Below are 14769 nucleotides of genomic sequence, written 5' to 3'. Positions count from 1 at the left end.
CAGGCCTCGGCGGGGACGAACGAAGTGACGGGCAACATCGCCGGCGTGGCGCAGGCGTCGGAGGAGACGGGGGCTGCGGCCTCGCAGGTCCTGTCGGCGGCCTCCGAGCTGTCGCGGCAATCCGAGCATCTCGGTGCCGAGGTCGCCCGCTTCCTCGCAACCGTCCGCGCCGCCTGAGATGGCTATGGTCGAGATCCTCGCCCTCCCGGTCCGGCCTCACGGCACGCACCAGTTCGACCGACTGCACGCGGACTTAGCCGCCGCGCACGAACGTGGCGCGGATCTCGGTGCCCGAGCCCCTCACATCCAAGCAGGTGGCGACAGGCTGCTCGAACTGACTTGCGCCTTGGAACGCGCGATCGAGGATCTGGATCTCACGTTGATCAAGCTCGGTCTCCGGGATCCGGACATGCGTGAAGCCCTGCGAGACTTCGTCATCAAGACCGAGAGCCTCGCCAACACGGCGCAGAGCTTCGCTCACACCGTGCACGGCCTCGCCGGCCTAGCGCAGCGGTACCGAGCGACCCTCTGACTGCGCTCACGACTTCGGGCCGGACGTAAGACCGGCCCCAGCATCAGATGGAGGCCGGCTTGGGCAGGCTGTTGTTGATCTCCGACGACCTGGCCCGGACCGGTCGCCTCGCGCGTTCCCTCGGCCCGACCCGGCGCTGTACCGTCCAGGACCTGTACGATGACAGCCTGCCGTCGGTGCAGCCGGATCTGATCGTCGGCGACGTCGCTCAGCTTACCTCCGAGGCGATCGCGCGCCTGCAGCGGATGCTAGAGCCGCTGCGCGCGGCCGGCGCCCCTTTCCTGTTCCTGACCCACGGTAACGCCGCTCGCGCTGAGGCCCAGGTGCGACTCCTCGCTCCCACCGACATCCTCCCGGCACTGACCATGCTTGAGCGCCTGCTGGCTCGGATCGACCGCCTTCTGGAGGTCGGTGGCTCCGCCGTCGCTGCCCGGATGGCGGACGAGGCCCGGCAGTTCTTCGACAGGACCTTCTTCTCCGGCCAGATGGTCACGCCCGAGCTCGCGAGCACCGGCACCGGCCTGATCGCCCGAGCCGTGCAGCATTGTGGCCTCCACGAGTGGATCGGGGCGGTACAGCGCTTCGACGAGGCCACGCACCGGCACTGCCTGATCGTCACTGGTCTCGCTGCCGCGTTCGCGGCGAAGCTCGGGTTTGCCGATCTGGACAGCTACCGCCTGACCAAGGCGGCGCTGCTGCACGACGTCGGCAAAACCCGGATCTCGACCGCGATCCTGAACAAGCCCGGGCGGCTCACCGACGAAGAGATGACGGTGATGCGGACGCACGCGGCGCTGGGCTACGACATGCTGGTGGATAGCGGCTTCTCGCGGGAGATGCTGCAGGTGGTCCGCTCGCATCACGAGATGCTCGATGGCTCCGGCTACCCGGACGGGCTGCGGGCACCTGAGATCTCGGACCTCGTCCGGCTGGTAACGATCTGCGACATTTACGGCGCGCTGATCGAGCGGCGGCCGTACCGGGCACCGATGCCGGGAAGGCAGGCCTACGGGATCGTGCAGTCTATGACAGGCCGGCTCGACCCTGATCTGGTCACGGCGTTCCGCCCAGTGATGACCACGTTTGATCCGGCCGGCACTGCTGCGGCTTAGGGTCGGAATTGGGTGGGACCGCGACGTCCGCTCCGATGCGCTTGCTGTTCCAGAGCGGACCGCCGGCTTTCCACCCTTTCCGGTCATTCCGCGACCGACCCACTCGGGCCGTACAGATCTGCATTGACGCTTCCCGAAAGCCGCCATTCATCGACAGCCCGGCGACGTCAGTTCGGGGAAGGCGGCCTTGCCAGGGTACGCCCGTAGGTGACGAGCCGCCACAAACCACGGTCATCGCCCTGGGCGAATAAATAGCGCATAAGGGATCATCACTGGCTTCGGACCCGGCCGTCAGTGCCTGAGAGCGGTGAGCGCTCCCGGCCTGATCATACGGAGCACGGTTTTGGCTAACAGCAGGCCTTTAGCCATCCTCATCGCGGAAGCTGATGAGGTCGTCCGTATGGTCACGGCTGACATGCTGGAAGACGTCGGCTTCCAGACCATAGAGGTCCGCACAGCCGCCGAGGCGCTGGCGGTTCTCGAAGGACCGATGCCTGTGAGCATGCTGATCACTGGACGCGGCATCGTGGGCGATGGTGTTGCCCTTGCCCACCTCGTTCATCACCGTTGGCCCACTGTCGGCATTATCGTCACCTCGGGAGCCGGATCAGATCTCCGAGAGGAGTTGCCGCCGGGCACGCGACTGCTCAGCAAGCCCTACGACTTTGCAGACCTCATCCATGAGGTGGAAGCTGGCCTCGCACAGGTACAGGACGAGCCCTCAGGCGCTCCCGTGCTCCCGAGCGGCGTGCCGCCCCATACCGGGACGGAGATGGGCAGCGGGATGGGCGTTGTCGCAGCTCCCACGACCGAGCCGGACAAAACGTAGCCCTTGCCGTCAGGCCGGCTAAGTCTGAACACATTCGGCTTGGCTGCCACAATGTCGGTGCGGGCGGCGAGTGGGCGGGACGACGATATCCTTCTGACGACTTTCAGAACCTAAGCTGACTGAAATCTACCCAGAGGGGTCCTCCCGCGACCGACCCATTGCCGTCGTCCGAACCACAACCGGCGGCTCTGCAAAGCAGCCGTGCGCCAGTCCTTCGACAGGGGTGTCAGGTTACCGTCAATTCGCGATCAAATCGCGGATGCGCGATGCCAGCGCATCGACGGCGAACGGCTTGGTCAGGACGGCCATTCCCGGTTCCATCTGGCCGTCCGTCAGCAGCGTGCTCTCGGCGTAGCCGGTGATGAACAGAACTTTGAGGCCCGGCCGCGAGACCCGAGCGGCGTCGGCCATCTGACGGCCGTTCAAGCCATTGGGCAGGCCCACATCGGTGACGAGCAAGTCAATACGGGCGTCGGACTGGAGCACCTTAAGACCGCCCGCCCCATCCGCAGCCTCCACGGCGGTGTAGCCGAGGTCGCTCAGCACGTCCGTCACCAGCATGCGCACGCTGGGCTCGTCGTCCACCACAAGGACGGTCTCGCCGGCCTGTGCCAATGCCGGGGATCCTTCCTCCGGCAGGGCCTCGTCACGCTCAGCCTCGCCCCTGTGGCGCGGGAGGTAAACCGTGACCGTTGTGCCCTGCCCCTCGTTCGAGTGGATGCGGACCTGCCCGCCGGACTGCTTGACGAAGCCGTAGATCATCGACAGGCCAAGGCCGGTCCCCTGGCCGAGCGGCTTGGTCGTGAAGAATGGGTCGAACGCCTTCGCCACCACCTCCGGGGGCATGCCGGTGCCGGTGTCCGAGACGCTCAGCGACAGGTACTCACCGGCCGGCATATCCTGTCGCTCGGCGACTTGGGGAGTGATCCGACGGTTGCCGGTCTCGATGACGATGCGCCCCCCGTCCGGCATCGCGTCGCGGCCGTTGATGCAGAGGTTCAGCAGCGCGTTCTCGAGCTGGGACGGGTCGACCAGAGTCGGCCATAGGTCCGTGGGTCCGGCCGTCTCAAGCTGAACGCTCGGCCCGACCGTCCGCCGGATCAGGTCGAGCATGCCATCGACCAGGGCGTTCACGTCGGTGCCTTTCGGCGCGAGCGTCTGCCGACGCGAGAAGGCCAGCAGGCGGTGGGTCAGCGCCGCCGCCCGCTTCGTCGCCCCCTGCGCGGCGGCCATATACTTGTCGACGTCCTTGAGGCGCCCCTGCTCGATACGGGTGCCCATCAACTCCAAGCTGCCGGAGATGCCGGCCAGCAGGTTGTTGAAGTCGTGGGCAAGCCCTCCCGTGAGTTGCCCGACCGCCTCCATCTTCTGCGATTGGCGGAGCTGCTCCTCAGCGTTCATCAGCTCGGCCGTGCGCTCGCCGACGCGCTGCTCGAGAGTTTCGGTGAGGGCGCGCAACTGGGTGATGGCCCGGTCCCGCTCCTGTTCGACAACACGACGCTCCTCGACGTCGAGGAGCACGCCGGGAAAGCTCAGGGGCGTGCCGTCCGGCGCGTGGTCGACCCGGCCATTGGCTTCGATCCAGTAGTAGCGCCCGTCCAACCGGCGCACCCGGTACTGGTGCGCATAGGCGCCGCCACGGCCGACGGCCTCGTTGATCGCTTCCGCCAAACCCGCTTGGTCGTCAGGATGTACGGTGGCTACGATCTGCGCCAGCGGGATGCCCTCGCGGCCGAGCGCTGGATCGAGCCCGAAGCTTCGGGCGAAGGCTTCGTCGACCGTGAACCGGTCGGACGGTAGGTCCCAGTGCCACGTGCCGATGATCGCGCCAGCGGCCAGGGCGAGTTGCACGCGCTCGATGTTAGCCCGTGCGAGCGCCTCGCTGGCGCGCAGGCGCTCTTCGGCCTCGCGTCGGGCGGTCACGTTGTTGAAGATGATGGCAATCTGCCGGTCCGCAGGGTCACCGACGGGAACAGCGCGCACGTCGAACCAGCGCGAGAACGCCTCAGCATAGCTCTCGAAGTTCGCGGGTTCCCGGGCCTTGGCGACTCGCCCGTAAGTCTCGAACCAGAAGGGCTCCAGGTCAGGGGCGAACTCGGTTACCCACTTGCCGCGAAGGTTGACGCCCGACTCGCGCTCGAAGGCAGGGTTGGCCTCTACGAAGCGGTAGTCGACCGGCCGGTCCTCGGCGTCGAACTTGACCTCGACGATGGCGAAGGCCGCATCGACCGTCTCCAGGATCGTCCGGAAACGCTCCTCCCTCTGACGGATGGCGGCCTCGGACCCGCGCAGACGCAGGATCTCGGCCTCAAGCTCCCCGCGGGAGAGGGTCTTCAGTTCGTCCCCCGACACGAAGGATGCTTCTCTTCCGTTTACCGCGGCCGCGGCGCCTCTCGTGGCTAATCCAAGTGCGTTTACCCCGAGGAAGGTTCCTGACCAGCCTTGCACACCGCCGGGGCTGCAATCCGTGAAGCGCCACCCCAAACTATTTGTCGACCAGCGCCCTAGGGACCGCGTCGCCGACCTCATCGAGGAGGGCATTGACGTAGCGATCCGCGTGGGCGAACTGTCCGGCTCCCGCTTGCTCTCCCGGCGTCTCGCGCCGCATCGGCTCTGCGCTTTCGCGTCTCAAATCTACCTGGCGCAGCGCGGGACACCGCAGCATCCGGACGACCACATCCACCACGACTGCGTGAATTTCCGCTTCCAGAGTGCGGGCCAGGCTTTGCGCTGGCCGTTCCAGATCGGCGGCCGCGCGGTTGATCTCACGCCGAACGCCGGCAGCGTCGCAGACTTCAGCGATGCGGTCGCGGCCATCCTCGTGGTCGGCGGCATCGGCATCTCGCTGTCGTATGTCGTCGCGTCCCACGTCGAGCGAGGTGCGCTGGTGCCTGTCCTGCGGAAGTTTTCTGTCGAGCGTTCCGTCGTCACCGCGTTGTGGCCGGAGAGCCGACACGGCAACCAGAATATGAACGCCTTCCTGGCTTTCCTCGGAGGTATGTTTCATTCCCCATCACCTCGGGACAAGCTGCTCAAAAGTCCAGCGGGGAAGTAAATGGTCGCCGTGGGTAGGTCTGCTTCTATACATCGACCATTCGGAAGCGGATGGTCGGGAAGCCACCCCGAGCGGGTGTACCGCACCCGACCCAACTCAGAAGCGCGGACCGCCTTCTGAGCTGCCCGAAAGCGGTCATGGGTCGGACGCTGCACGGCATCGGCTTTGGCCCTAGTCGACCGGCCCGAACCGCTTGTACGAGGACCGGTGTCCTGTGGGCCGCTCAGCCCTCGCGCAATCGTCTCATGCGCAATCGAAGCTCCTGTGGTAAAGGGCATGTCACTCGACACCGCCTGTCGCCGATGCCCCTCCACAACCCTCAGAAAATCTCCCCATTCCCGAACGCACACTTCCTACCGCTACTCAGGTTGACAGTGAAGTCGGGCACGCGGATCGGCAGCGACCTCGTTCATGATTGAACCAGTAAAGTCGCCCGTGGCTGTCACTGGCCTCGACGCCGAGGACGCCCGCTTGGCAGCCCTTCACCGCTACCAGATCCTCGACACGCCGCGTGAACCGGGGTTCGACGAGATCGCCGCACTCGCTTCGGCGGTCTGCGGCACGCCCATCGCGGTCGTGAACCTGATCGGCGTGGGCCGCCAGTTCTTCAAGGCGGAAGTCGGCCTCGGCGTGCGTGAGACGCCGCTCGACAGCTCGTTCTGCGCCTGCGCGATCCTGGAAGAGGAGTTCCTCCTCGTCCCGGACGCCACCCGCGACACGCGCTTCGCGTGCAATCCGCTGGTCGCCGGCGAGCCCCATCTGAAGTTCTACGCCGGGGCGCTCCTGAAGACCGCCGAGGGCCATGCCATCGGCACCGTTTGCGTGCTCGACTACGAGCCGCGCGATCTCACCGCCGTCCAGCAGCAGACCCTGCGCGTCCTCGCGCATCAGGTGATGACGCAGCTCGAACTGCGGCGCGCCCTCAGGGAGAGGCGTGAGGAGGCCGCGTTCATGCGCAGCGTGCTCGCCTCGTCCGCCGACTGCATCAAGGTCCTCGACCTGGATACGCGCCTCACGTTCATGAGCGAGGGTGGCAAGCGCGTGATGGAGGTCGGCGACTTCAACGCCATCCGCGGCTGCCCTTGGCCGGACTTCTGGCAGGGCCAGGGCAACGCGGACGCCAAGGCTGCCGTCGTGGCGGCCAAGGCAGGAGGCGTCGGCCGCTTCCAGGGCGGGGCTAGCACCATGGCCGGTAACCCGCGCTGGTGGGATGTCCAGGTCACGCCGATCCTCGACGCGCAAGGCGTCCCCGAGAAGCTGCTCTCGGTCTCACGGGACATCACGGTCCAGAAGGATGCCGAGCGCGCCGCCACGGCGAGCGAGGACCGCTGGCGGAGTCTGTTCACCAGCATGCACGAGGGGTTCTTCTCCGCCGAGATCCTGCGGGACGACGAGGGTCACGCGGTCGATGTGCGCTTCCTGGAGGTCAATCCCGCCTTCGAGATCCAGTCGAGCCTACCGGCGAACCAAACCGTGGGCAGGACCATCCGCGAAGTGATCCCGACCATCCCGCAATGGCTGATCGACATCTACGCGGGCGTGGTCGACACCGGCGAGCCCGCGACGTTCGAGGTCGCCGTGCCCGCCCTGAACCGCACCTTCGAGGCACACGGCCATAAGGAGGCGGATCAGCGCCTCGCCGTGATGTTCATCGACATCACCGAGCGCAAGCAAGCCGAGGAACGCCGCAACGCCCTGATCGAACTCGGCGACCGGCTGCGCCACGTCACCGCCAAGGCGGATGTCGCGCCGGTCGCGGCGGACATCCTGGCGCGGACGCTAGGACTCAGCCACGTGGGGTACGGCGATGTCGACCATGTGCGCGACACCGTCACCATCGCCGACGACCACGTCGCGGAGGGCGTCGCTCGCCTGAACGGCGTGTACCCTTTCCGGAGCTACGGGTCTTACGTCGACGACCTCAAGGCGGGCCGGGCCGTGTTCATCGCCGACGCGACGGACGATCCGCGCACGGCCGGCGGCAGCGACGCCCTGGCCGCCGTCGGCGTCCGGTCCATCGCCAATATCCCGCTGATGGAGCACGGGCAGTTCGTCACCCTTTTTTTCGCCTTGAAGGCCGAACCGCACGCTTGGACGGCTGAGGAGCAGGCTTTCCTGCGCAACGTCGCCGACCGCACCCGGGCCGCCATCGGTCGCCTGGAGGCGGAGGAGCAGCAGAGAGTGCTCAACCAGGAACTGAGCCACCGCATGAAGAACATGCTGGCCATGGTCCTCTCCATCGCGACCCAGACCCTGAAGACGGTGCCCGACCGAGAACCAGTCGAGGCGTTCGAGCAGCGCATCCACGCGCTCTCGGCGGCGCACGACGTCCTGCTGCAGCAGGAATGGACGGCGGCCCCCCTGGACGCGGTCGCCAGCGCGGTGCTGCGCACCTTCGCCCAAACCACACGGCTCAAGGTTTCTGGGCCGCAGGTCTCGCTTGGGCCGCGCGCGACCCTATCTGTCTCTCTTCTGCTGCACGAACTCGCGACTAACGCGACGAAGTACGGGGCTCTCTCCAACGACGAGGGCCACGTCGGGGTCAGTTGGCGCGTCGATGGCGATAGCGATGAAGGTGACCTAGTGCTCGACTGGGAGGAGAGCGGTGGGCCGCCCGTGAAGGAACCCGCCAGACGCGGCTTCGGCTCGCGACTGATCCGCCTCGGATTGGTCGGAACGGGCGACGTCGACCTACGCTACCAGCCCACCGGTTTCCGGGCCGAGATGCGCGCGCCGCTCGCGCAGATCCATCAGTCCTAGGAAGCCGTCATGGGACAAGCGATGCCAGCGGCCTCCGCCGTGATCCTCGTGGTCGAGGACGAGCCCCTTCAGCGCATGATGGCGGTCGATCTCGTCGAGATGGCGGGGTTCGACGTGGTCGAGGCTCGCAGCGCCGACGAGGCGGTGCGCATCCTGGAGAACCGCCTCGACATCCGGGTGGTGTTCACGGACATCGACATGCCCGGCGGCGTCGACGGGATGAAGCTCGCGGCCATGATCCGTGACCGCTGGCCGCCCATCGAACTGATCATCATCTCGGGTAAGCACCGTCCCACGCCCGAGGATCTCCCGGTGCGCGGCGTGTTCTTCTCCAAGCCGTACAAGCGGGACGAGGTGACCCGGGCGCTGCGGCAGTTCGCGGCCTGATTGATCCGAACGGCAGACCTTCCAATTCGCAGGGAAAGGACGGCCAAGCACACGATGGCGATGGCCGCTTCTCTGTTCTGATCCTCCGGACCCAGACTGCCCGCTTTCCACCCCAAGCGGGTGTACCGCACCCGACCCCTCCCGGACGTCCAGAGCGTCGCTCGGGCATTCGCAAAGCAGACAAAGCGGCCGATGTTTAAACCGGCGTAAGTTAACGGGGTGCAGCCTAAGCCAATTCAGCATGGTAGCGTGCGCCACGCGATGTGCCGCCGCTAGGCTAGGAGGGCGGGCCGCTTCCAGCGCATCTGTCGAGGCCTCAACCCATGCTGCGTCGAAGCTTTTTGAGGGCCGCCGCCGCGGCAGGCGCCGCCTCGTTCCTCCCTGCCAGACCCGCGCTCGCGCAAAATGCCCGCCAGCGGACCCTGCGCTTCGTGCCACAGGCGGATGTCACGATCCTCGACCCCCTCACGACGAGTGCCTACGTCACGCGCAACCACGCGTTGCTGGTGTTCGACCAGCTTTTCGCAATCGACGGCGATCTCAGGCCCCAGCCGCAGATGGTCGAGGGCCACACGGTGGAGGATGACGGGAAGCGCTGGACCTTCCGCCTGCGGGAGGGTCTCAAGTTCCACGACGGCGAGCCGGTGCGCGGGCGCGACTGCGTCGCCTCGATCCGGCGGTGGGCCCCTCGCGACAACCTGGGCCAATTGCTGTTGGCACGCACCGACGCGATGGAAGCCCTCGACGATCGCAGCTTCACCATCCGCCTCAACCGGCCCTACGGTCTGATGCTGGCGACCTTGTCGAAGCTCGGCCCCCCGGCGCTCCTGATCCTGCCCGAGCGGCTGGCTGTCCTCGATCCCAAGCGGCAGCTTCCCGAGGTCGTCGGTTCGGGCCCGTTCCGGTTCAACGCCCGCGAGCGCATCATCGGCGCCCGCGTCGTCTATGACCGCAACCCGGACTACGTGCCACGTGCAAACGGGGAGGTCTCTGGAGTGGCCGGGCCGAAGCGGGTGCATTTCGACCGGGTCGAGTGGACGACCATGCCCGATCCCAGCACGGCCGCAGCCGCGCTCAAGAACGGCGAGGTCGACTGGTGGGAGAACCCAATCAACGACCTGCTGCCGACACTGAGAGCCGACCGCGGGATCGTCACGCCGTTATCGGGTCGGCTGGGGACGATGGGCACCGGGGTGATGAACCACCTCCACCCACCCTTTGACAACCCTGCGGTTCGCCGCGTGCTGCTGGAGGCACTCTCGCAAGAGGACTTCATGACCGCGATCAACGGCACGGATCCGAACCTGATCCGGACCGGCGTCGGTCTGTTCGCCCCCGACACTGCGATGGCGTCCGATGTGGGTCTCGAGGCGTTGACGCGTCCGCGCGATTTGGAGCGGTCGAAGAGGGATCTGATCGCAGCCGGTTACAAGGGCGAGCGTGTCGTCCTGTTAGCGGCGGGCGACCTACCGCGGCTGGCCGCGATGGGCGATGTGATGAATGACCTGCTCAAGCGCATCGGCATGAACGTGCAGCACGCCGTCTCGGATTGGGGGAGCATGGTCACCCGCCGGGCCAACAAGGCACCTCCGGACCAGGGCGGCTGGAACATCTTCTGCACCGACTGGTCCGGCTTCGACATGCTGAACCCGGCGGTGGAGCAGGTGCTGCGCTGCGGCGGCGTGCAGACGGGCTTCTTCGGCTGGCCCGATCTTCCGCAAATCGAGGCGATGCGTGGGGCCTGGATCGAGGCGCCGGACGAGGACGGTCGCAGGAAGATCGCCCACGCCATCCAAGCGCTGGCGATGCAGGAGGTGCCTTACCTACCCCTTGGGCAGTATCTCAGCCGAACTGCCTATCGGGACGATCTACAGGACGTGGTCAAGCACCTATCTGTGTTCTGGAACGTGAGGCGAGCCTCCTAAAGCCTTATCGAGTTTGACGAAGCCACGGTTCTCGCCGGATAGATGATCGGTGTTCGTGCTTGTCAGAAGCGTTGGCGATACGGCTAAGGGCGTCCGCTTTCTTACGTTTGCGGCTCGAAAGCAGAAGGTCGCGTTTCTACCCTGAGCAAACGGTATCAGGCCGGCGCAGATGGACGGGAGGACAGGGCACGGATCTGCAGTCTCCTTCGACTTCTCGACGCGGCCGAATAGCGGCGCCTCCTCAACACGACAGAGGGGCCATTGCGGGCGCAGTGTCCGTCGTAGCGGGCACCTCGGATGAGGCGTTTGGTACGAGGGACCAGATCTACTGAACCGACTTGCTCGGGTCGTCGGCAGGGTTGATGTAGTTCAGCCCGAAGGGTCCAGAGCCATTCACCTGAAGCTCTACCGGCTGCTCGGTGGTCCAAAGCGAATGCGGCATGTCCTTGGGCAGAAACACGAAACCGCCCGCGCGCAGCTCCTTGCCTCTCGCCTTGTCGATGGTCGTGCCGTGCTCGTGATAGATCGAGCCCGAGAGGATCGTCAGCGTCTCGGCTTCGGAATGAGTATGGGGCGCGATCACCGTGTGGGTGGGAAATTTCACCCGTAGGACAAAGGGGCCAGGCTTGCTCGGATCGCCCGAGACCATGCTGATCTGCGTGCCCTTCGGTAGGTTCGGCGGTCCCGGTTGGTAGGTCGCGCTCGCGGCATCCGGCAGCGCAACCGCGCCGTGCGTCCCATGGTCCTGCGCGAGGCCCGCGCCCGTGCTGGCGATCAAGGCCGCGAAACCGGTGGCGATGGTCCGAAGGCGTTTGGTCATGGATCGTCCCCCGACCGTTGGCGATAGGCTCGAGGACCAGTTAGCGCACAATCGAGTCTCGGCCACCCTGGCGGTGTCGAGGGCCATCGTCTCGCTCCCCGCAACGCGCGCAAGGGACGCGTCGGCTGGATCGTTGATCAAGCCTCGGGTAAAATACTTCCCGTAAGACTGCCATACATTTGTTAGCAATCGTATGTTGTGCGGCCGTTGCTTGCGAATATGCCGTAAAGTACAGATAATTTCGGTAAAAGGCGCCATCCGAAGGCGCAAGCCACGTAGCTGGTCCCGCCTCCGTCGTGCCGAGGCCGAAGCCCCTCCTGAAACCGTCGAGGCTTTCAGCGTCCCTCAGGTTGATGGGACTGATGTCGGTCCATTCGGGACGCTGAAGGAGTCGGCCTCAGGCCGGAATGCTCTCCGGCGATGCGGTGTTCTCGGCGGTGACGCCGTTCTCCCGGTGGCGGAAATCGCTCAGCGCCCGGTAGACCTGAAGCCGCGCCCGCATCACCGAACCGAGCGGCTGGTGCGCCGTGAGGCTGTGCGCGGGGCGGAAGGTCATCACCTCGTCGAAGTAGCGAACCCGCTTAGGGGAGTAGGCATCCTGCTGGGGCAGGCGGAGCGTCGCCACCGTGCGGTACGAACTGATCGCGACCGGCCAGTCGACCGAGGCATCCTCGATGGGCTGGCGCTCGGCATCCGCCCAAAGCTGCGCCTTTAACTCGTAGACCACCTCGTTGTCGCGGAAGAAGGCCGCGGCCGCGTGACGGAAACCGTCCTCGTCCCCGTGTGGATCAAGGCGCCATTCGGCGAGGTTACGTTGGGCGGGCGAAGCCGGGACCGCCCCGATCTTGGCGACGTAGTCGCCGAACCGCATCGGGGCCTGACTGAAGTAGCTGTCGGCGAGCGGGTGGCTGTAGGGATGGCCGAGGAAATCGGCCATGGCGCTCTCCGTGCCGAACGCGTGCAGAACCCGATTGAGGTTGCGCGCCGTGGCCGCGACGACGCTCTTCACGCCCTCCGGCAGGCCCGTCGATTTCCCGATGACCGTGCCGTCGCGCAGGAAGCCCGCCGCCGTGCCCGACGGGAAGGTCGTACCGGTGGCCAGCACGAGGTCCTGGGTGTCGACGTCGTGCCCAGGCAGCTTCTCGCCCGGCACCCCGAAGACCTTGATCGACATGCCGCGGTGCGTGGACACCCGGTCACCGAGGGTCTCGCCTGGGCCCTGCGCGAAGCGCACGGCCACCTTGTACGTTCCAGGCTTGGCGAACAGGCCCTGCGCGAGTTCCGGGGGCAGGTTCTCCGGAACGACCAGATCCCCGACGACGCAGGCGGAGCTCTTGGCGTGGCTCGCGCGTACCGCGTGGTGCTCGCGCTTCTCCACGACCTGCGACTGCTGCGTCATCCCCTGGATGATGCCGTCGATGGACTTCTGCTCGTCCGGGGCGGGCGTCTCGACGTCGGGGGCGTAGCGAAGGAATGTCATCGGCGTATCCTCGACGTGTCGTCCGCCTGCAGGATGGTTTGACGCAGGCTGGGATCGGGACGCGGGGTCCGAAGGCCGCCGGATCGCGGCCGTGCCTGGGCGGAGAGAAAGACCGCACTGCCGACAAGCCGCGCCGGCCTCCTGCCGTTCCACACCTCGTTCGTGGGCGATTGAATGACGCACAGCCCGGAACGTGGCCGGGGGAGCGGGTGTTCTGTCCTGGCCGCCAGCGGGAGACAGACCTTGCGATCACCGGTGCGATACACTTCCGACGTCGAGGCGGTGCTGCCGGACGAAGGGCAGACCATCGAGCAGCTCAACCAGACCTTCGATAAGATCCTGAACCGGGTCGCGGAACATTCGGGCCATGCCGTGCGCTCGGTCCACGCGAAGTCGCACGGCATCCTCGAAGGGGCTCTGACGATCGATGCGGGCCTGCCCCCCGAGCTGGCCCAGGGCCTGTTCGCCACTCCCGGCCAGCATAAGGTCTACATGCGGCTGTCGACCAACGCCGGCGACATCCTCCCCGATGCGGTCTCCCTGCCCAGAGGCCTCGCCCTCAAGGTGCTGGACGTCGAGGGCGAGCGCCTGCCGGATGCGGAGGGGACGACCCAGAACTTCATCATGGTCAACGGCAAGGTGTTCCAAGCGCCGAACGCCGAGGAGTTCCTGGGCAGCCTCAAGCTGCTGGCCGGCACCACGGACCGCGCCGAGGGGCTGAAGGTCGCCGCCTCCACGGTTCTACGCGGCGTCAACAAGGCTCTGCATGCGGTGGGCATCGACAGCCCCACCATCGGTTCCCTGGGCGGCGCGCCCAATGTCGATCCGCTCGGCGAGACCTACTACAGCCTGACCCCGTTCCGGTACGGCGACTACATCGCCAAGTTCTCGCTGGCCCCCGTCGCGCCGGCTTTGACCGCCCTCACCGGCACTGAGATCGATGCCTCCGGCCGCCCGAACGCCATTCGCGAGACGGTGCAGTCTGAAATGATCGGCATTACCGGCGAATGGGAGTTCCGGGTCCAACTCTGCCGCGACCTCGAACGCCATCCGGTCGAGGACCCGACGATGGAGTGGAAGGAGGACGAGACACCGTTCCAGCGGGTTGGGGTTGTCCGGGTTCAGCCGCAGGACAGTTGGGACCCCGCCCGGGTGCAGGCGGTGGACGAGGAGATGCGCTTCAGCGTCTGGACCGGCCTTGCAGCTCACCGCCCCCTCGGTAACATCAACCGCGCCCGCAACGCCCCCTACAGGCATTCGGCCGGGTTCCGCGAGCGGTTCAACCGCTGCCCGATCCACGAGCCGGGTGCGGCGCGCTGAAGCGATATCCTGAAGTTCCAACTGCCGTAGGTATCGTGGGTCGAGCTCGACGGCGATGTCTGCTTCACCGCTTATCCGCTCGAAACCACACAGGCAGAAACCCACCCTGAGCGGTCCTTCTGCACGCGACCTACAACCCGATCCTCAATGCCAGCGGCTGCGTCCTCAAGGTCGTCAAGTTCGCCGCCGACATCACCGCGCAGGTCCAGGAGCGCCACCGGCGCGTCGCGGCGCAGCGGGCGATCGGCGTCGACCTCGACGCGATCGGCAGCGCGGTCGAGGGCGCCAGCCGCCGGACCGCGGAGGCCGTCGACCTCGCCGGGCGGGTGTCCGGCGACATCCAGAGCGTGGCCTCGGGCGCCGAGGAGCTGTCGGCCTCGGTGGGCGAGATCAGCCAGCAGGTCAGCCACGCGGCGCGGATGGCCGGCGAGGCCGTCGAGCAGGCCCGGCACACCAGCACCATCGTCGAGGGCCTGAGCGGGCAGGCGGCGCAGATCGGCGACGTCGTGACCATGATCCAGGGCATCGCGGCCCAGACCAATCTGCTCG

At 66.5% G+C, this 14769-nt stretch carries 11 protein-coding genes and 2 pseudogenes; 10 read left to right on the top strand and 3 right to left on the bottom strand.

Annotation, left to right across the window (positions count from 1 at the left end):
* The 4 genes and pseudogenes from BM314_RS31170 to BM314_RS29270 all read left to right on the top strand — a co-directional run.
* Positions 1 to 177: pseudogene (locus BM314_RS31170) on the top strand (methyl-accepting chemotaxis protein); the annotation flags it as partial.
* A 7-nt stretch (positions 178 to 184) separates the two neighbouring features.
* Positions 185 to 532, top strand: a complete 348-nt coding sequence (locus BM314_RS29280; RefSeq protein ID WP_091982041.1) for a hypothetical protein — start codon at positions 185 to 187, stop codon at positions 530 to 532.
* Between the two features lie 59 nt (positions 533 to 591).
* Positions 592 to 1644, top strand: coding sequence for an HD-GYP domain-containing protein (locus BM314_RS29275; RefSeq protein ID WP_244540089.1), 1053 nt, complete (start codon positions 592 to 594; stop codon positions 1642 to 1644).
* A gap of 343 nt (positions 1645 to 1987) precedes the next feature.
* Complete coding sequence (locus BM314_RS29270) at positions 1988 to 2473, top strand: response regulator (RefSeq protein WP_020095768.1); 486 nt, start codon at positions 1988 to 1990, stop codon at positions 2471 to 2473.
* A gap of 237 nt (positions 2474 to 2710) precedes the next feature.
* Here the strand turns inward: BM314_RS29270 and BM314_RS29265 are convergent, their stop codons facing one another.
* A complete protein-coding gene (locus BM314_RS29265) occupies positions 2711 to 4825 on the bottom strand; it encodes an ATP-binding protein (protein WP_091982037.1) in 2115 nt (704 codons plus the stop codon).
* A gap of 115 nt (positions 4826 to 4940) precedes the next feature.
* Here BM314_RS29265 and BM314_RS29260 point away from each other — a divergent pair, with 115 nt between their 5' ends.
* From BM314_RS29260 to BM314_RS29245, 4 genes are all read left to right on the top strand, one after another.
* Positions 4941 to 5528, top strand: coding sequence for a substrate binding domain-containing protein (locus BM314_RS29260; protein WP_091982035.1), 588 nt, complete (start codon positions 4941 to 4943; stop codon positions 5526 to 5528).
* Between the two features lie 471 nt (positions 5529 to 5999).
* Positions 6000 to 8288, top strand: coding sequence for an HWE histidine kinase domain-containing protein (locus BM314_RS29255; protein WP_244540088.1), 2289 nt, complete (start codon positions 6000 to 6002; stop codon positions 8286 to 8288).
* A 21-nt stretch (positions 8289 to 8309) separates the two neighbouring features.
* Entirely contained in the window at positions 8310 to 8675 is a 366-nt protein-coding gene (locus BM314_RS29250) for a response regulator (RefSeq protein WP_020095764.1), read from the top strand.
* A 323-nt stretch (positions 8676 to 8998) separates the two neighbouring features.
* Positions 8999 to 10600 carry an ABC transporter substrate-binding protein gene (locus tag BM314_RS29245; RefSeq protein WP_091982031.1) on the top strand — a complete coding sequence of 534 codons (1602 nt, stop codon included), beginning with the start codon at positions 8999 to 9001 and terminating at the stop codon, positions 10598 to 10600.
* A 325-nt stretch (positions 10601 to 10925) separates the two neighbouring features.
* Here the strand turns inward: BM314_RS29245 and BM314_RS29240 are convergent, their stop codons facing one another.
* Positions 10926 to 11420: a cupin domain-containing protein gene (locus tag BM314_RS29240; protein WP_091982029.1), complete on the bottom strand. Its 495-nt coding sequence runs from the start codon at positions 11418 to 11420 to the stop codon at positions 10926 to 10928.
* A gap of 397 nt (positions 11421 to 11817) precedes the next feature.
* Positions 11818 to 12900: a catalase family protein gene (locus BM314_RS29235; protein ID WP_091982028.1), complete on the bottom strand. Its 1083-nt coding sequence runs from the start codon at positions 12898 to 12900 to the stop codon at positions 11818 to 11820.
* A 243-nt stretch (positions 12901 to 13143) separates the two neighbouring features.
* Between BM314_RS29235 and BM314_RS29230 the strand changes: the two genes are divergently transcribed.
* Entirely contained in the window at positions 13144 to 14220 is a 1077-nt protein-coding gene (locus tag BM314_RS29230) for a catalase family protein (RefSeq protein WP_170868212.1), read from the top strand.
* 113 nt (positions 14221 to 14333) lie between these two features.
* Positions 14334 to 14769 (top strand): annotated as a pseudogene (locus tag BM314_RS29225) (chemotaxis protein); the annotation flags it as partial.

This window comes from Methylobacterium sp. 13MFTsu3.1M2 (assembly GCF_900112625.1).
GTDB lineage: Bacteria > Pseudomonadota > Alphaproteobacteria > Rhizobiales > Beijerinckiaceae > Methylobacterium.
Note: the sequence above shows the minus strand (reverse complement) of the source record. Positions and strands in the feature narration are given on the sequence as shown.